The 17,411-nt window shown below is 64.1% G+C and carries 15 protein-coding genes; 2 read left to right on the forward strand and 13 right to left on the reverse strand.

The genetic code is table 11. The annotated features are described in order from the left end of the window. The first annotated feature begins 95 nt into the window (after nt 1-95). A complete protein-coding gene (locus Q355_RS0108900) occupies nt 96-767 on the forward strand; it encodes a response regulator transcription factor (protein WP_027877484.1) in 672 nt (223 codons plus the stop codon). Here the strand turns inward: Q355_RS0108900 and Q355_RS0108905 are convergent. From Q355_RS0108905 to Q355_RS0108960, 12 genes are read right to left on the reverse strand one after another with little or no spacing between them, the layout of a single operon-like run. Further along, nucleotides 748-2,292, reverse strand: a complete 1,545-nt coding sequence (locus Q355_RS0108905) for a glycoside hydrolase 5 family protein (RefSeq protein WP_027877485.1) — start codon at nt 2,290-2,292, stop codon at nt 748-750. The genes Q355_RS0108900 and Q355_RS0108905 overlap by 20 nt on opposite strands. After that, nucleotides 2,289-3,464, reverse strand: coding sequence for a hypothetical protein (locus tag Q355_RS0108910; protein ID WP_027877486.1), 1,176 nt, complete (start codon nt 3,462-3,464; stop codon nt 2,289-2,291). The genes Q355_RS0108905 and Q355_RS0108910 overlap by 4 nt, the downstream gene beginning before the upstream one ends. A gap of 4 nt (nt 3,465-3,468) precedes the next feature. Then, entirely contained in the window at nt 3,469-6,561 is a 3,093-nt protein-coding gene (locus Q355_RS15650) for a hypothetical protein (protein ID WP_051529364.1), read from the reverse strand. A gap of 51 nt (nt 6,562-6,612) precedes the next feature. Then, nucleotides 6,613-6,963, reverse strand: coding sequence for a response regulator (locus Q355_RS15655; RefSeq protein WP_036259105.1), 351 nt, complete (start codon nt 6,961-6,963; stop codon nt 6,613-6,615). Next, a complete protein-coding gene (locus Q355_RS0108925; protein ID WP_211247168.1) occupies nt 6,960-7,271 on the reverse strand; it encodes an STAS domain-containing protein in 312 nt (103 codons plus the stop codon). Before Q355_RS0108925 ends, Q355_RS15655 begins: the two co-directional genes overlap by 4 nt. After that, nucleotides 7,268-7,630, reverse strand: a complete 363-nt coding sequence (locus tag Q355_RS0108930; RefSeq protein ID WP_027877488.1) for an ATP-binding protein — start codon at nt 7,628-7,630, stop codon at nt 7,268-7,270. Before Q355_RS0108930 ends, Q355_RS0108925 begins: the two co-directional genes overlap by 4 nt. Further along, nucleotides 7,621-8,742, reverse strand: a complete 1,122-nt coding sequence (locus tag Q355_RS0108935; protein ID WP_027877489.1) for a PP2C family protein-serine/threonine phosphatase — start codon at nt 8,740-8,742, stop codon at nt 7,621-7,623. The genes Q355_RS0108930 and Q355_RS0108935 overlap by 10 nt, the downstream gene beginning before the upstream one ends. 2 nt (nt 8,743-8,744) lie before the next feature. Further along, nucleotides 8,745-9,035 (reverse strand): STAS domain-containing protein, encoded by a 291-nt coding sequence (locus Q355_RS16210; RefSeq protein ID WP_051529365.1) that lies wholly within the window; start codon nt 9,033-9,035, stop codon nt 8,745-8,747. Continuing rightward, nucleotides 9,025-10,188, reverse strand: coding sequence for a glycosyltransferase (locus tag Q355_RS0108945; RefSeq protein ID WP_027877490.1), 1,164 nt, complete (start codon nt 10,186-10,188; stop codon nt 9,025-9,027). Before Q355_RS0108945 ends, Q355_RS16210 begins: the two co-directional genes overlap by 11 nt. Nucleotide 10,189: 1 nt before the next feature. Further along, nucleotides 10,190-10,969, reverse strand: coding sequence for a dolichyl-phosphate beta-glucosyltransferase (locus tag Q355_RS0108950; protein WP_027877491.1), 780 nt, complete (start codon nt 10,967-10,969; stop codon nt 10,190-10,192). Continuing rightward, on the reverse strand, nt 10,956-12,155 hold the full coding sequence (locus Q355_RS0108955; RefSeq protein ID WP_027877492.1) for a lipopolysaccharide biosynthesis protein: 1,200 nt from the start codon (nt 12,153-12,155) through the stop codon (nt 10,956-10,958). Before Q355_RS0108955 ends, Q355_RS0108950 begins: the two co-directional genes overlap by 14 nt. A gap of 4 nt (nt 12,156-12,159) precedes the next feature. Next, a complete protein-coding gene (locus Q355_RS0108960; RefSeq protein ID WP_027877493.1) occupies nt 12,160-13,212 on the reverse strand; it encodes a mannose-1-phosphate guanylyltransferase in 1,053 nt (350 codons plus the stop codon). 83 nt (nt 13,213-13,295) lie between these two features. Here Q355_RS0108960 and Q355_RS16215 point away from each other — a divergent pair, with 83 nt between their 5' ends. Further along, the gene (locus Q355_RS16215) at nt 13,296-17,054 is read left to right on the forward strand and encodes a PAS domain S-box protein (RefSeq protein WP_051529366.1); all 3,759 of its coding nucleotides are present in this window, start codon (nt 13,296-13,298) and stop codon (nt 17,052-17,054) included. A gap of 97 nt (nt 17,055-17,151) precedes the next feature. Here Q355_RS16215 and Q355_RS16995 read toward each other — a convergent pair. Further along, on the reverse strand, nt 17,152-17,411 hold a 260-nt coding region (locus Q355_RS16995), incomplete at its 5' end, for an HNH endonuclease (protein WP_027877494.1).

Consider the following 17,411-nt stretch of genomic DNA (forward strand, 5'->3'; position numbering starts at 1 on the left):
GCTAGCCACCCCGAGGGCTTCCCAAAGATGTACCTCCGGCGGTTTTGCAGAGTATCTTTGTGAAGCCGGTATAAGGTAGGCTATAAGCAGGCCGGATGATTCGTATTCTCGTTGTGGACGATGAAGCTATAGTACGTCGGACGCTGCGGGCCTTGCTGGAGCGGGCAGGTTACGCGGTGCTCGAGGCGGCCCACGGGCTCGAGGCCCTGGATCTGTTGGATGGAGCCGACCTGGTGGTGCTGGATTGGAACATGCCCCAGATGGACGGCCTGGAGCTGCTGCGGCACCTGCGCGAGGAGCGGCCCGAGCTGCCCGTGCTTATGCTCACCGCCCACGACGGCGAGGCCGAGCGGGTGCAGGGCTTGCGCCTGGGGGCCGACGACTACCTGGGAAAGCCCTTGCGCAACGCCGAGTTTTTAGCCCGCATCGAGGCCCTGTTGCGCCGCACCCGGCGGTATGGGCTGGTGCGTGTGGGGGAGCTAGAGCTCGAGCCCGCCACCCAGGAGACCCGCCTGCAGGGGGCGGCGCTCTCCCTGACCCCTACCGAGTTTGCTCTGTTGCTGGCGCTGGCCCGACAACCCGGCCAGCCCCTATCGCGCCGAATCCTTTTCGCCCAGGTCTGGGGCAGCGACCCCCAGGTCGATGAGCGGATCGTGGATCACTACGTCAAGCGCCTGCGCAAAAAGTTGGGCGATGACCCCAAAAATCCCCGCTACATCGAGACCGTGTTCGCTCGAGGCTACCGACTCAAGCAGCCCGCCGAGTAAGCCACAGCCGCCACCCCAGCAGCAAACCCATCCCCAGCAGCAGCAAAGGCCAGAACACCAGCCATTTGCCCAAGCGCTCGCTCCAGCCCAGCGGCGGCGCAGGTTGGCCTGCAAGCACCTGCACAACCGGCTTGGGGGTTCCGTCGGCGCGCAGCAGCCCCAGGTGCCGCTCCACCGCCCGCCCCCCCGGCATTGCACCCCGGTCGAAGTCGTAAAGGGTCCAGGCCAGCCAGCCCAGGTTGTAGCGGTGGGTGAACTGCAACACCTGTTGGTAGTGGTGGGCCTGCTCGAGCTCGCTGTGGGGGTCGGGCAGCTTGTTGCGCTGGGTGTGGAAGCCAAACTCTTCCAGCAAGAGCGGCTTTTGGTGCTTCATAAACCCCTCGATGCGCCGCTCGAGCTGGGCGGGGGTTCCGTAGTGGTGGAAGCTGAGCACCTCCAGCTCGGGCACCAGAGCCGGATGCGGCTCAATAAAACCCACGGTTATGGGCTTTGCGCTGTAGTAGCGCAAGGCCCGCGACCAGGCCCGCAAAAATTCAATCACCAGCTCTTGGCCGGCTCGAGCGTAGTCGCGGTCGGGCTCGTTCTTGGCATCCACCAGCCAGACCGCAGGGTGCCGCAGCAGGGGCGCCAGCTCCTCGAGGTGGGCAAACACCTTGGGGAAGTCTTCAAAGCGGTAGCGGGTATAGCCGTCCAGCAGTGTCACAACCACCCGCACCTGCTGGTCCTGGGCCAGGCTCAGGAAGCTTTCAAGCCGCTGGCGGTAGCCCGGTGGGGGTGGGTAGGGCACGAAAACCCGCCAGGTTCCAAGGCCCAGCATGCGGCCAATGCGCATATCGCTAAGCACCTCGCGGGGCTCATAGCCCGGCCCAAACAGATCGAAGGGGTGGCTGCGGGGCTGGTAGTTGACTCCCCGCACCCCGGCGGTGGAAACGGGCAGCAGGCGCGCCGGCAGGGGGCGCTCCTGCAGCAGGCGCCAGTGGTGGATGCGCCAGTTTCCGTCGTCGAGCTGCATCACCACCTCGAGGGTGCGCTCGGCCAGCCTGGCGGGGGACTGCCGGGAGACCTGCGCGTACCAGTAGGTATCGCTAAAGGCCACCGTCGCGCCGTCGGGGGCATAAAAATGCAGCCGCAGGCGGTGCTTCCAGTCCACCATCACGCCCGAGGGCCCCTGCCCCATCAGCAAGGCGTCTTCCAACGCCCCCGACTGAAAGTATGAGCGCAACCCGGTGGTCTCGCCGGTGAAGTGGGTGTGGCTCAGCTCCTCGTGGGCCAGCAGGTAGTCGCTGGTAATCTCGTCGCGGCGGAAAGGCTCGAGCGGGCGCGGGGTGGGGTCGTCGGGCAGCCACTCCAGGCGTCCGGGGGCGGCCCGGCGGGGCTCGATGAGGTTGAGGGCCTGCTCAAGTGTACTGGCCTGCTGGGCCGTGCGAAAAAGTTCCCCCAGCCCCCTCAAGCCCAGCAAAGCCAGCAGGCTGCCCAGCAGCAGCAGCGCCGCCCAGACCAGCAACTTGAGCCGAAGCTCGCTCATGGGCGGGGTACCTCCAGGCGCGCGCGCTGGCCCGCAAGCTCAAGCTCGAGCCAGAAGGGCCGGGCCAAAGGCGGGGGCGTCCAGAGGGCCTGCCCGTTGACCAGCGGAACGCTCTCCTCCAGCAAAAGCCGCCCGGCCGGGTTCACCACGCGCAGCCGCAGCGGGGTTCCATCGTCGGGGAGGGCGCCCAGCGCGTCCACCACCGGGCCTATGCGCAAGCGTTTTCCGCTCCAGCGCAGCGGCAGGCGCACCACCCGCACGGCCGGGCGCGCCCGCAGCGTGATCTCGCTGCTCATCCAGCCCTCGCTCCAGGCCCTCAAGGGATAGCTTCCCGCCCGGTCGGGTAGCGGCAGCGAGAGGGGCAGGCGGCCCTGGGGCGCCGAGCGGGTCAGGAAGAAATCCTCCAGGGCGCCACCAATCAGACTGACGGCCAGCCCGTCGGGGGCAAGGTTGCCTTTTTCGTCGCGCAGCCCCTGCACCTCAAGCGCCCAACGGTCGCGCCCGGAAGTGGCCGCCTCTGGCTGGAGCGGCAGCAGCGCCCCAGTGCGAATGCGGCCCGGCAGCACATCCACCTCGGCCCGCTCGCCCCGGGCGGTTCCGCTCTTTACCACCACCTTCAGTATCCCGGTGCGGCTTCCTGGGGGAAAGTAGCTCCAGGCCAGTTGGCGAACCACCGGCAGCACCCATTCCCGCTGCCCCCCATCGGGATAAAACACCTTCATCCGCACCGGCTCTTCGGCCACGTTGAGCTGCGCGTCAAGGGGGTGCAGTACCAGCGAGGGCTGGCGGGGGGCGTCCAGCCGAACTGCCCGCGCCCCCACCTTGGGTTGCAGGGGGGTTACGGCCGGGCCAGGCCGCCGCCGCAGGGTTCCCTCGAGGCTGGCCCCACCGACCTCGAGGCGGTAGGGAATCAGCCCGGCCCGACGGTAAGGGATAAAAACCTCCCCCTCTCCCTCGCTCACCAGCGGCCCTGCCGGGGTGAAGAGGCGTACACGGAACCAACCCTCACCCCGGAAGCGCACCCCTGCCGGGGACACCTCCGCCCGAATCGCGTGCAGGGCGGCAGGCCGTGGGGGCGGTGCGGCCGGGGTGCGGCTCTGCTGCCAGAACAGCGCAACCTCCAGGGCCAGCACCGCACTCAGTAGTAGAACCAGGAGAATCTTTCGCGGCACCGGCTCAATCCTCCCGATAAAAAGCCTGGGCTTGCAGACGGTAGGCCCGTATATCCCCAGCCACCAGGGGTCGGGTATCGGCCGGCACGCCTGGAATGAGGCGCTCGAGCAGGTTGGGGCTTTCGCTCAGCTTATGCAGTTCCTTCAGCACTGCATAGCCCTTGGGTAGCCCGGCCCGCAGGCGCGCCTCGCGCTGCTCGCGCGGGGGAATCGACTCCAGCAGATACTCGCGCTCCACCCAGGCCAGGCCCTTGCGGTCGTAGAGCGAGAGCAGCACCTGGGGCACGGTGGCCTCCCGCACCCCCAGGTTATCTACCCGCAGGCGCAGAACATCGCCCTCGCGGCGGCTCCAGATGGCCAGATCGCGCCGCAGTTCGCGCGAGGTGACTACCGCTTTCAACGCCACCTCGAAATCCCCGATGGCGGCTGGGTCGGGTGGGGCTGTCACCCCGTCGAAGTCGATCCGGAAGGGGGTTCGCTCGCCAGGCAGGAGTTTGTGTAGCACCAGATCTCGAGCGTTGTTGCGGCTTATCTCGAGGCCATCCCGCCCGCGCAGAAAGCCGCTGATGGTCAGGTCGGCAGGGCGGGCATCGAGGTTTTCCACCTCCCCCACGATGGCCAGGAGGGGCTTGGGGGCATCTTCGGGCCAGTAGCGCACCAGCCGGGCTGAGCGCAGCCGCAACAGGGGGCGATCCAGCACATCGCCGGCGGCAGTAATGTCGGTGCTGAGCCGCCGCTGGGCCCGAAAATACTCCACCCCTGGCTGGCTGGCAAAGCGCTCGGGGGGGCGGGTCTTGAGCAGTGGGCGCTGCTCGATCCGCCAGCCTTTGGGGGTGTGCACCAGCAGGTGTTCGTGGGTCTCCTGCACGGTTTTGAGCGCGGTCAGCCAGGTCAGCTCGACCTGCACCAGCGCCCGCCCGTCCTGCCGAATCACCTGCACCGGGCGAATGTGCTCGAGCTTGGCATAGCCGCTACGCAAACCGCCCTGCACGCTCAGGTCGAGCTGCCAGCGCTCCTTGGTCAGGCCCTCGGTGGGCGCAATCCATTCCCAGGCCTTCTCAAAGCGTTTGAAGTCGAGGTGATCCCAGTAGCGGATAACCGCCCACTCGGGGGTGTCGGGGGGATTAAGCCAACGCCAGCCCAGCCAGCCCAGACCCAGCAGCGCCAAAGCCAGCAGGCTCGAGGCCAGCAACCGCTTGCTCAACGGCTTTCGCTGCACCTGTATGCGCCCCTCCAGGGCACGCAACAAGCGCAACCAGGGCTGCCAGGGGCTGGGGGGCTCGGGCGGCAGGGCGTCCTCGACCAGCCAGCTTTGCAGGCGGACAGGAACCCAGGGAAGACGCCGGGAACGAAACGGCGGGAGCAGCAAGCTCAGGTAGGCCAGCAGGGGCATGGCCACGGGAAGCGTGCCCCACATCATGCGCTGCCAGACCGGCAATTTGCGCCGGGGCAGCCGCTCCGGCAGGGGCGGGATGTCCTCTCGCTCCCAGACCATAACCCCGTTCTCGAGGCGGCCCAAGCGGTGCCAGCCGTAAAAGTGCAGCAAGGGGTCATAGAAGGCGTCGTTGGAGTAGATGAACTTGAGGTTGTAGCGTTCGGGGTAGGTCAGAAACTGCTGCAGGCTGCCAATTCCGGGCACTCCGGTATACTTGGCGCCCTCCAGCCGCTCAACCGGGGTGGTGGTCAGCTCGGGCAAACGGCGGGCCGAGTGGTAGTTGCCGTCCGGGGTAGAGGCCCGGGTGTTGGCCGAAAGCCAGGCCATCTGGTCGCCAAAACCCAAGGTGAGGTAGCGGTAGCGCCAGTGCTCGTCCTTCTCGATAAAGCTCAGGATGGGGGCAATCTCGATGGTTTCGGGCTGGAACTTGCGGTAGCGGGTGAGGGTCGAGATGCCGATGGAAGCAGTCACCGCAAAAAGCACCAACCCCAAAAGCAAAAGCAGGCGCACCCGTTTGCCCAGGTTGGCCTCGAGCCACAGGCGCAGGCGGCCCTCGAGGGCGCTTTGCAAGGCCATTCCGGCAAAGGGCAGCACCAGGATGGTGGCCCAGAAGGTGAAGCGATCCAGGGTAAGGATATCGAAGGCCCCCCGCAGGAGCAGCTTGGGAATGGGGGTGGTGCCGCCGGTTCCCAGCACAAACAGCAGGCCCAAACTGGCCCCCAGGGGCCACAGGTGCGAGAGGCTTTTGTAGAAGGCGTAGGGCAGGAAGACCAGGCCGCTGGCCCAGGGGATGAGCCAGAACATCAGCCCCATGTTGGGCTGCTGCAAAAAATTGGCCCGGCTGCCATGGGGAATGGGCACTTGCGCAATGGGGTCGGAACGGCTCCAAAGCCAGTAGGGCAGCACCACCAGCACCAGCGCCACAATGGCCACCATACCGAAAACGCCCGTCCGATACAGGCGGGGCAGAACCCGGTACACCCGTCGTCGCACCTGCTGAAACAAACCTCGGCCCGAAGGCTCTCCCGGACGGGGCTGGCGCAGGCCCTCCAATACCAGCATGGCCACCACTGGCCCGATAAAGAAAACCGAGCCAAACAGGGTAGTGACGTGGTGGGCCGCAGTGGTTGAGCCTATCCAGACCGACGCCTTGAGCAAGTATCCCCAGCGCCCGGTGCGGATGTAGGCCCACACCCAGGGAATGGCGTTGAGCAAAAAACCCAGCGAGAGTGTGGTGGGAAGCTGGCCGAACACATGCACGGTTTCGGCGATGGCGCTTGAGAGCACCAGTGCCAGGGCCGCAAAACCAGCAGCCTTTGGCGCAACAAATAGCCTCGAGAAGCGGTAAATACCCACGGTGAGCTGGAGCAAGGCAAATAGCTGCACCGGGGCAAAGGCCAGCTTCAACCCCACTACCTTGGAGGCCAGGGCAATCAGGAAGTGGGAGAGCGGGGGGTAGGAGACCAGCGAAAAACCCGTATACCAGCGCGGCTCCCAGGGGTCAAACCAGCTTTGGGCGTAGTGGGCCCCGAAGAAGGTGTGAATCAGGGCGTCATAGGTACGAAAATACTGCAGATTAAACAGCAAAGTGCCGTGAAAGAGCAGGGTTAGCAGCAAAGCCACAGCCAGGAGAATCAGGCCGGGCTGCTCCTCTTTTAGCAACTCCCGAAGGGCAGGGCAAGGCGAATTGCGCAGCATGAGCGCCTGGGCCGCTTAGTCGAGGAGCCGGCTCACCTCGCGCAGCAGTTCCTCGCGGGAAAAGGGCTTGGTCAAAAAGGCATCCGCCCCCAGTTGACGCGCTTCGATTTCGAATTGCTCTTCGCCGCTGGCTGTCAGCACCAGAATGGGCAGGTTGGAGAGCTGCCGTACGTGGCGAATCAGGTCGAACCCGCTCATCCCAGGCATGACCAGGTCGGTAATCAGCAGGCGCACCTCCGGGTGATCCCGCCATAGCTCTACCGCCTCGCGGCCGTTGTCGGCCACAAGCACTTCGTGGCCAGCCCGCTGCAGCACCAGGCGCAGGACGTGGCGGATGTGGGGTTCGTCGTCAACAGCTAAAATCATGCGCCCTCTTCAATGGGAATCACCTTGTCCAGAAGGGTTAGCTCGAGCACCTTCCGCACCGCCGGGCTCGGATTCTCGATAATCAGGCTACCTCCATTGTTTTTGGCCTGTTTAAGCCCGGAAACCAGGGCTGCCAGACCCGCGGAGTCCATGAACTCCACCGCGCTCATGCTCAGCCGAAGATCCCGAGCGCCCCGGTCGCGGGCTTCTCCCAGGATCTGGCGCAAACCAGGGGCTTGCTGCATGTCCAGTCGTCCTTCTATCACCAACCGAGCTGCAGTATCGGAAATCATCTCATAACTAATCACCTTTCCACCTCCCCAAACTCAAGCGTAAGGCAATTCCAACTGCCTTTCCTACGGTACCGCATCCCGCGCACGACCTTGTGTACAATTGCCATCCCGTACCCCCCCTCGCGCATCTCCCCCATGGGCCGCACCGGCCCCTCGAGGGGATTGAAAGGAACGCCATCGTCGAGCAGCCACACCTGCTTACACCTCGAATCTATGCGCACACGGAAACAACGGGCCCGCCCGTGCACGGTAGCGTTGGTTACCAGCTCACTCACGGCCAGCTCCTCCAAAATATCCAGTCCCCAGGCACGCAAAAAGTCCGACAGCGGCTCGAGGGAGTCGGTGCGGGCTGGCAGGGTCAGAACTAGTCGCAAGACCCCACCCCCTGATAGCGGTAAATGTGCAGGCCTAAATCATCGCGCACCTCAAAGCCGTTCATCGCGACCTCGAGGGCCTCCAAAAACTCCTCGGGCTCGGGGTTGGCCTCGAGTAGTTGGCGCAGGCGCTCCAGGCCAAACAGCTCACCGCCCCGGTCGGCCTCAATCAGGCCATCGGTGTACACCAGCAACAACTCCCCTGGCTTTAGCTCGAGCTGCCGCATAGCCGCGGGAGGAGGGTCAAACAGCCCCAGGGGCGGGGCGGTGGCTCCAAAGGCATCTACCCTGCCATCGAGGCGGCGCACCAACAGGGGTGGGTGGCCAAAACTGACGTATGAAAGCCGGCCGTCCTGCCCAAAGCTGACCATAGCCAGGGTAGCAAAAGCCCCAGCCCGCTCGAGCAAAGGTGCTGCCGCGCTCGCCAGCGCTTTCGGCGGGTCGGGCTGCTCTAGGGCTATTGGGACAAGGCCGCTGAGCAGTCCGCTGTGCATGGCCGCTGGCAATCCTTTGCCGCTGACATCGCCCAGCACCCGCCAGCTCCCCAGCGCCAGCTGAAAGTCACCTCCCAGGTCGCGGGCGGGCCGGAAACTGCTCAACAGCGTATAGCCCGCCGGGGCAGGCAGGTGGTTGGGCACCAGCGTGCTCCAAATCTGGCTGGCCAGGGTGCGCTCGTGCTCTTCCAGCTGCAGGCGCTCGCGCAAGGCCTGATCCTCCAGGCGCTGAAGCGAGACCCCAATCATCTGGGCTAGCGCGTTAACAATGCGCTGATCGTGGGCGCTAAACGGCCTCGAGCGGCCCCACAAGGCCAGCCACCCCCCAGGAAAAGCCACCGCGTAAAGCGCTTCTTCGCGCCGTTGCAGGCGCTTGGCCGGCGCGGGCAGGGCCGCCAGCCACGAAGGCACCTCCTGCAGCCAGCGCCCCCTCGCCCAGATGGCCGCCCCAGCGCAGGCAAGCTTCTGCGCGGTTTCCAAAAGAAGCGCCAGAATATCGGCCTCGCTGGCGATTTGGGCCGAGTGCACCATCAGGTCCTCGAGCCACACCGTGCGGTCGTAGCAGTCGGCCAAGGCTTCGCTGAGGTTTTCCAGTTCCTGTAAAGCCGTATCGGGCATACTCAAGCCTCAATGGGCAAAATCTCCAGCAGTCCGGTGATCTCCAGGATCAGGCGCACCGGGTCTTGCAGGTTGCGAATCAACAGGGTTTTTCCTTCCTCGCGGGAACGTTTGAATAGGTTAACCAGCAAAGCCAGACCGCTCGAGTCCACAAAGTTGACCCCTGCCATATCCAGCACCGTGCGGGAGCCGAGCTCCAGTCGGCTTTTGAGCAGGGGAACCTGGTGGGCATCAAAGCGCCCTTGCAAAGCGTAGATGGTCTGACCGTCCAGATCGTGTCGCTCAACGTGCATGTTTCCTCCTCAGGCGTTCAAAGTGCAGCAGGTACCAGTCCGCTACGTCCTCGAGCAAAACCCCCACCGAGGCGCGGTAGTTGGCCTGCCCCATCTGCTGGGCATACGCTCGGTCGCTAAATAGCCGCCACAGGGCCTCGGCCAATCCCCCTACATCGCCCGGCGAGAAAAACTCGGCCCGGTAGCCCTCGGCCTCCACCAGTTCGGCCAGGTCGCCGATGCGCGGCATAACCGCGGGCCGGGCATACTGTCCCGCCTGGTGCAGCACCCCAGAGGAGCCGGTGGTAGCGGTATAGGGGAAAGCCACCACATAGGCCTCCGTAAAGACCCTCGCCACCTCCTCCTCGGGCACATAGCCGGTGTAGGTCACCCCAGGGATATCCCCGTAAACCGCCCGCAGGCCCTCGAGGTAGCCGGGTGCGTTGGGCGAGTTGGTACCTGCGACCACCAGTTCCACGCTCGGGTCGCGCTTTAGCAGCAGTTGATGTGCTTCCAACAGGGTTTCCAAGCGCTTGTAGGTACCAAACTTGCCAAAGGCCAGCACCCGCTTGGCCTCGGGCAAGGGCGGTGGGGGGCCAGGGTCTTCAAAGGCCCCGTGGGGGGCCAGAAACACATTCTTAGCCCCGTATTCGCGCCGCAAAATCTCTACGTAGGTGGGCATGGTGGTAGCCACCAGGTGGCTTTGCAAAAGAAGTCGGGTAAAAATCCTACCCCCAGCCCGCAGTACCCGCTCCTTCAGGGGGTTCTGTGCATACCCCGCCTGACGCAAATCAATGGTTTCGAAGAGGTTGTGCAGTAGGGTAATGGTTGGAATGCCCAGCGCCCGCGCCATACCTGGTGCCAGCAAGCCCAGCGCAGCCGGAATCGCAGAGCCACCAAAGCTGGCAAACTGGAGGTTGAAGATTACGGCATCCGGTTGGAGTTGCTGAAGGGTGCGAGCCAGCCGTAGCGAATTAATCGGGCTACCAAAAGCCCAGACCCGGCGAACATTAGGGGGGTCGGAGGGGGCGTCCACCCCTGTGGGTAGCCGATCGGCCAGCACGGTCACGCGCTCGACCTCGGGTTTGGCTGCAAAAACCCGCGCCAGGTGGGCCCCATACTCCACCAGGGTGCCCTGGCTGGGGGGATAGGTGGTAACGAGTGCAAGGTGCATACTAGTTTCCCACCTCCGTGGTGGGGGACTGGTAGGCCCCCTCCCGGTCGAGCCGCCGAATTGCCAGGATGTCCTTGAGGAACTTGAGCGAGTCCTTGACAGGATCCACCTTTGAACTGGGGGCATCGAACCAGCGTACCGGCACCTCGGCCACCTTGAGCCCCAGGCGGTTGGCCAGGTAGAGCAGCTCGAGGTCAAACGAAAAGCCCATCATACGCTGGCGTGGAAACAGCTCCTGAACCGCTTTACGGCTAAAGAGCTTGAAGCCGCACTGGGTGTCCTTCAACCGCACGCCTGAAAGCCAGCGGGCCAGTGAGCGCAGTCCCCAGCTGGCCAGGTGCCGCACCAGGCTTTTGTTCTCTTCTTTAGCGCCTTCGGCGGCTCGAGACCCCACAGCCAGGTCGTAGCCTTCATCCAGCTTTGCCAGCAGGCGGGGAAGCTCCTCGATGGGGGTGGAATTGTCGGCGTCGGCAAAAAGCACCCGCTGCCCCCTGGCCGCCAGAACCCCCCGGCGCACCGCCCCGCCCTTCCCGGTGTTGGCGTGGCGCAAAACCCGCAGGTTCTTCCAGCCCAGCCGCTCGACCAGGTTGGCGGTACCATCGACGGAGCCATCATCGGAGAGGATGAGCTCCCAGCACGGCTCCATCCCCGAAATCACCACCGCAAAAGCCCCCAGGGTGGGCAGAATTCGTTCGGACTCGTTGTAGGCCGGTATCACAACCGACAGCTTTGGGTTTGGGCACTCCTGGTCGCGCCAGCGTTCAAAGTCAGCGTAGGACATACTGCCTCCTGTGGTGCAAAACATGTTGGGTCGCAATCAGCATAAAGCCGAGCAGCAGCAGGCCCTTGGCCACCCCCTGAGCCACAATCAGCTCCAGGCCGGAGCCGTGCCAGACCAGCATCAGTAGCAGTTGCAACAATCCCGCCCCCAGCCCCCACCAGCCCAGCTGGCCGTATCCTTGCGCCAGAAAGTGGTTGGCAATTACGTTGGCTAGGGCATACAGGGTGGTCATCAGGGCATAGGGGGCCACCAGTGGCGCTGCTGCAATGTAGCCAGGCCCAAATAGGGTCTGAACCACCCACTCGGGAGCCACGGCACACACCCCGATAAAAGCCAGGCTAATCAGGGCCACGCTGGAGAAAGCCCAGCCCAGCAAGTATGTGGGGTTCCGGCCCTGGGCATGGGCCTGAGCCACCATCGGAAAAACAGCCATCCCCACCGCCCAGGAGCCATAAAAGACGATTCTGCCAATCATCGCCACCGCCGCATACAGCCCCGCCTGGGTAGGCTCGAGCAGGGCCTTGGCCAGCAGCACGTCGGCGTTGAGGATCAGGGCCTGGGCCAGCAGGTTGCTGCCTGTGGCCAGCATATAGCCACCCTCCGGGCGCGCCGACCCCTGCGCTCCAAGGGTTTTCCTCAGCGCCGCCAGCGCCACCCCCACCCCCACCAGGGTGGCCGCCACCGCAGCGGTAGCCCCCGGCAGAAGCAGCAAAGCCGGCAAGGTCAGGCCAATTTTGCTGAGGTGCTCCAGAACCATGTTGGTTCCCAACTGGCCCTGCAGCTGGCGCCCCTGAATTTCGCCACGAGCCGCGCCCAGCAAGGCGTACAGCGGCAGGAAAGCCCCCAGCATGACGTACCACAAAGGCGGCAGCGTGCTCAACTGGCCCAGGGGGAGGCTCAGAAGGATCAGCACGGCCCCCAGCGCCCCCCCCAGCCGCAGGGCTTGCAGGCGGGTATAGGTCAGCGCGCTCGAGCCTGCTGCTGCATGGCGCGCCCCCACCTGTTGCAAAGCGAGGGGCAGCACCGTCAGGAGTAAGAACAGCGACATAAAGGCGGCATAGCTCCCGTACTCTGCCGGGCCCAACCAGCGCCCCAGCACCAGCGCATAGCCGTAGTTGAGCACGTTGACCACCAGCATGGCCGCAAATAAGACCAGGCTGTTTTGTAGAAAACGCTTACGATCCATAGGTTTACAGGTGTCGGGCCAGCTCAGGGTCGCGGCGCAAGGCCTCGAGAACCTTCTTGATGTCCTGGCTGCGCTCTTTCTTCACGATGAGGGTAACCGGGCCATCGCGCACTATCAGCACGTTCTCCAGACCCAGCGTAACGATGATGTCATTGCCGGTGGTATAGAGGATGGAACCGTGGGTGTCCAGACCCACGTGGCGGGCCAGCTCGAGGTTGTCGGTGGAGCCCAGCAGCCGCTCGAGGGCGTTCCAGTCGCCCAGGTCATCCCAGCCAAAGCTGGCCGGTATCACGCAGGCTTTGTCGGTGTGCTCCATCACCGCGTAATCCAGGCTCTTCTTGGGCAGCTCCGCGTAGGCCTCGCGCCCCTTGGCCTTTAGTGGCCCCAGGATCTGCGGGGCAAAGCGCTCCAGCTCGCGCAGCATGACCCCGGCCCGGAAGACGAAGATGCCCCCGTTCCACCAGTAATTGCCCTGCTGCAAATAGGCCTCAGCCGTGGCCTGGTCGGGTTTTTCGGCGAAGCGCCTGACCCCAAAAGCCTCCAAACCAGCGTACTCACCTATCTTCTCTCCCTGTTGGATATAGCCGTACCCGGTGGCGGGAAAGGTGGGCTGGATACCCAGGGTAACAATTACCTCGTGTTGAGCGGCCAATTCTGCAGCAGCCCACACCGCCTGGCGGAAGCGCTCTTCGTCCTGGATGTGGTGATCCGCCGGAAATACACCCAGCACCGCATTGTCGCCGAAACGCCGGTGAACCTCGAGGGCTGCATAAGCTACCGCAGCGGCGGTATCTCGTGGCTCTGGTTCGATGAGCAGGTTCTCGGCGGGCAAGGGTGGTAGATGTTCGCCTATTCCTTCTAGCAGGTTAAAAGTGGTAACCACCCAAACCTGTTCCCACCCACCTACCATTGGCAGCAAGCGATCCACGGTAGCCTGAATCAGACTGCGACCATCTGGTAGAAGTTTGAGAAACTGCTTGGGCCGATCTTGGCGAGAGAGAGGCCAGAATCGCTCTCCCTTCCCGCCAGCCATGATTACAGGGAAAAGAGTAGTCATGAGGGCATTCTAGATTCGTCCCCAGAATCGGCCTGGGCAATTTGAACAACCCCAAGAGGATTGGGCATTTAACCTGTATGGCGATGGGCCTGTTTAAACGTCGCGACACTACCGCAGACACGCTCGAGAAGCTGGCGGGCTTCCACGAGGCCTTGCTTTCAGGCCTCGAGCTCAAACCGATGCTGCGCAACCTGCTCACCGCCGCCACCCAGAGCCTGGGGGCCGAGCGGGCAGCGATCTTTTTGTACCACGCCGAGGAGGGGGATTTGCGCGGCGAGGTGGGAACCGGGGTGGGCACCAACCACACCGTCTCGGCCATCTCGCTCTCTCTGGCGCACGAAGGCCCAATCCAGCGGGCCTTCTTTGGGCCGCCAGAGGGGCTCGAGCTGCCCGAGGAAATACTGCTGCCGGTTCACTCGAGCCCCGCCCCAGCAGAGGGTAAGCCCTTTTGCTGGAACAAACCCGAAAGCCACTGCAACCTACAGCCCCGCATCCGGTCGACTCAGCGGGCCCAGCGCTGCCCCACCTGCCCACACTTTGGTGGGGTAGGGGTGCTTTCCCTCGAGGGGATGGCACTCGACGCGGAGACCCGTCAGCTCCTGCCGGTGCTGGCCCGCCTGGTCGCGCTGGCCCTGCGCAACGCCCAGCTCTACGAGACCGCCCTGAACCACCAGAACCGCCTGGCCCGCAACGCCCGCGTGCTGGAGGTTGTCAACACCATCTCCCGCCATCTAGTGCGCAACCTCGAGCAACGGCAGGTACTCGAGGCACTGGCCTGGGGGCTCTACCGCGACCTGGGTTACTATCGTGTAACCATAACCCTTAACCGCAACGGCGTGCTCGAGGGGTTGCTCACGGTCAAAGAGGGTCAGATATTCTGGACCGAAGGAAGAAGCCAGCTGCGCTTCCCAATTCAGGACTCGAGCGACCCTTTCGCCCGGGCAGCCCGCGAACGCCGCCCGTTGGTAGTAAGCGAGAAGGAGCTGCCCTCCACCGCCCGCGCTCAGCAAATGGCCTTTGTGCCCATCACCACCTATCTGCCAATCCTGGCCGAGGAAGAAGTGCTGGGTGTTCTGGCTGTGGATCATGGCGATAGCGGACAAGCCCTTGACTCAGAAGAGCTCCGCTACGTGCAGCTCCTAAGCTATGTGGCTGGCGCGGCCCTAAAAAACGCCCACACCTTCGAAGAGCGCGATCAGGCCAGCCGGGCCCTTGCGCTGGAGCGCCAAAAGCTCACGCAGGCTTTGGAGCTTATGGGGGACGCGGTAATTGTGCTCGAGGAGTACGAAGGCTTTGCCAACCGCAAGGCCCGCGAGGTTCTGGGCCTGGGCGAGCGGGTGGCCCTCGATAACCTGCCCCCCGAGCTTTACCCCGCCCTGGAGGGGCAGCCGGTAGAGTACCTGCAGGCGGGGCGCACCTTCTCGGCCCTGGGCACGCGAGAAGGGCGGCTATGGGTGCTGGTTTTGCACGAAATCACCGCTATTCGCCAGGCCCAGCAGCACCTCGAGAACCAAAGCCGCTTCCTGGGCCACCTCGCCAAGGTCACCCGCCAGGCCCTGGAGAGCCCCGATAGCGCCCACTTGCTGAGCACCCTCGCCAATCACCTGGCCGACCTCTTCGCGGCCGATCAGGTGTACCTCACCCTGTGGGATCCAACCCACAACAAACCCCTTCCCGTTGCCTCTCACGGCTTCCCCAGCGAGCGCTACCGCGAAGTCGAGAGCGAATCCCCTCGGAGCACCTTCACCGAGGCCGCGCTGCGCTCGGGTAAGGTGTTGGTGATAGAAGACACACGACAAACACCTTTCGCCGACGTCTCCATCACGCGCCAATTTCCCTCGGCCTCGGCCATGGTGCTTCCCTTTATCGCCCAGTCCCGCTGGCTTGGCGCGGCCATCCTGGGTTATCAGCAACACCGCAGCTTTAGCGACCTCGAGGTCGCCCAGGCCCAGCAGGCTGCCGAGCTGATTGCCCTGGCCCTGCTCAAAACCCGCCTGCTGGAAGAGCTCGAGCGGCGCGAGCGGCGCTTCAAAGCCTTGCTGGAAAGCAGCCAGGACGTGGTCTACGTGGTCTCGCCGGAGGGGTTCTTGCGCTACGTGAGCCCCAACGCCCAAGCAGTGCTGGGCTACGACCCCGAGGGATACCTGCACGCTGAGGTCAATGGCCTCTCCTTCTTCCACCCCGAAGACCGCCCCCGGGCCCAGACCCTGTTCAAAGAGCTGCTGGTCGCGCCGGGAACCACCCGCGTGGCCGAGCTGCGCCTGCTGGACGCCCAGCAGCAGGTACGGCAGGTCGAGCTATGGGGGCGCAACCTCACCCACGACCCTGCCGTGGGCGGGGTAGCGATCACCCTGCGCGACATCAGCCAGCGCCACCAGGCCGAGCTGGCCCGCCAGGAAAGCGAGCGGCGCTACCGGGGCATCTTCAACCACACCGAAGACGCCATCTTCCTGATCGAGGTCGAACCCGACGGTACCTTCCGCTTTGAGGGCAACAACCCCGCCCATCAGCGGCAGACCGGTATCGCCCAGGAGGCCATAGCCGGGAAAACCCCCCACGAGCTGCTGCCTCCGGAGCTGGCCGAGCAGGTTTCGGCCAACTATCGCCGCGCCCTGTCCGAAGGCCGGGCCATCAGCTACGAAGAAACCCTCGAGCTTCCAGCCGGGCGGCGTACCTGGCTGACGCAGTTGGTGCCCATCCCCAACAGCGAGGGCCGCATCGATCTAATCGCGGGCATCTCCCGCGACATCTCCGAGCGCAAGCTGGCGGAGGCCGCGCTGCGCGAGAGCGAAGCCCGCAACCGGGCCATTTTGCAGGCTTTGCCGGATCTGCTCTTTGTGATGGATGCCGAGGGCACCATCCTGGCCTACCAGGGCCGGCGCGACCAGCTCCTCATGGAGCCGGAGGCCTTCCTGGGGCGGCGTATTAGCGAGGTACTGCCCCCCGAGGTCGCCGAGCGCATCAATTCGGCCATCACAGAAGTGCTCACCCACGGCGAGATGCGCAGCGTAGAGTACAGGCTCAATGTGCAAGGAGAGCCACTCGACTTCGAGGCTCGCCTGGCGCAAAGCGCAGAGCGGCAGGTGTTGGCGGTGGTTCGTGATATAACCCAGCAAAAGCAGCTCGAGCGAATGAAACAGGAATTCGTTTCGGCGGTCTCGCATGAGCTGCGTACCCCACTGGTGGGAATTCTGGGCTTTGCCGAGTTGCTCGAAGAGGAGCCCGATTTGAACGAGGAGTCCCGAGAATTCGCCCGCCTGATACGCGAAAGTGGGTTGCGCCTAAAGAATATGGTCGACAACCTACTCGACTCCAATCGGCTCGAGTCCGGCCGCTTCGAGGTCAACCGCCGCAGGGTGAACCTTACTCCCGTCTTGCGCGACGTGGCCGCCGCTTTCCGGGGGGTTGCCCAGCTATCGGGCATTGCCCTCGAGCTGCACCTGGCACCGCTGCCCTCGCTGCCAGCCGACCCCGACCGCATCGGTCAGGTGATCGGCAACCTGCTCTCCAACGCATTCAAGTTCACCCCCAAGAACGGCCGCGTTACCCTACGAGCGTATACAAGGGAAGATCGGCTGCGCATCGAGGTCGAGGACACCGGCCCTGGCATCTCGCCAGATGAGGTAGGGCGCTTATTTCAACGTTATGCCCGCACCCGCACCGCCCTCGAGCGCGGGGTACGGGGAACCGGCTTGGGGCTGTACATCTCCAAGGCTATCGTTGAAGCACACCACGGCACCATCGGCGTGAATTCCGAGCTGGGCAAAGGGTCGTGTTTTTACGTAGAGCTGCCCATTTCGGCTGTCGAGGCTGGTGAGCCCGCCTTAGGACACTCTTCATAAATCGCCAGGTTGACATCCCGCCGCCGGGTAGCCGGGTGAGCCTTGCGGCTCTCCCAGCCCCCTCAGAACCGTGCGTGCGACTTTCACCGCACACGGCTCAAGCCTTCAAGCCCTTGTACCCAACTCGCTGATGGTGCGCGTGATGGCACCAGCGATGCACCAACATCCGGTTGTCTAACGTGTTCTGTCCCCCAGCGTGTCTCGGCTTGACGTGGTGGTCGTCCATATCCTCCACTGCAAGCGGAAGACGGCACATACCACACACGCTGTCTTGACGGCGCAGGAGTTCCAATTTGTCTTTCTGGTGAATCTGTCGCGCAATCGTGCGCTTATGTCGGTTCTGCCAGTAGTCCCGCA

Origin of the sequence: Meiothermus cerbereus DSM 11376, from assembly GCF_000620065.1 — a bacterium.
Classification (GTDB): domain Bacteria; phylum Deinococcota; class Deinococci; order Deinococcales; family Thermaceae; genus Meiothermus; species Meiothermus cerbereus.

Excerpts from the sequence above, each read along its gene's own strand:
- Q355_RS0108960 (WP_027877493.1), bottom strand. The coding sequence starts at position 13,212 with ATGACTACTCTTTTCCCTGTAATCATGGCTGGCGGGAAGGGAGAGCGA.
- Q355_RS0108945 (WP_027877490.1), bottom strand. The coding sequence starts at position 10,188 with ATGCACCTTGCACTCGTTACCACCTATCCCCCCAGCCAGGGCACCCTG.
- Q355_RS0108900 (WP_027877484.1), top strand. The coding sequence starts at position 96 with ATGATTCGTATTCTCGTTGTGGACGATGAAGCTATAGTACGTCGGACG.
- Q355_RS0108955 (WP_027877492.1), bottom strand. The coding sequence starts at position 12,155 with ATGGATCGTAAGCGTTTTCTACAAAACAGCCTGGTCTTATTTGCGGCC.
- Q355_RS0108935 (WP_027877489.1), bottom strand. The coding sequence starts at position 8,742 with ATGCCCGATACGGCTTTACAGGAACTGGAAAACCTCAGCGAAGCCTTG.
- Q355_RS0108905 (WP_027877485.1), bottom strand. The coding sequence starts at position 2,292 with ATGAGCGAGCTTCGGCTCAAGTTGCTGGTCTGGGCGGCGCTGCTGCTG.
- Q355_RS16210 (WP_051529365.1), bottom strand. The coding sequence starts at position 9,035 with ATGCACGTTGAGCGACACGATCTGGACGGTCAGACCATCTACGCTTTG.
- Q355_RS0108950 (WP_027877491.1), bottom strand. The coding sequence starts at position 10,969 with ATGTCCTACGCTGACTTTGAACGCTGGCGCGACCAGGAGTGCCCAAAC.
- Q355_RS15655 (WP_036259105.1), bottom strand. The coding sequence starts at position 6,963 with ATGATTTTAGCTGTTGACGACGAACCCCACATCCGCCACGTCCTGCGC.
- Q355_RS16215 (WP_051529366.1), top strand. The coding sequence starts at position 13,296 with ATGGGCCTGTTTAAACGTCGCGACACTACCGCAGACACGCTCGAGAAG.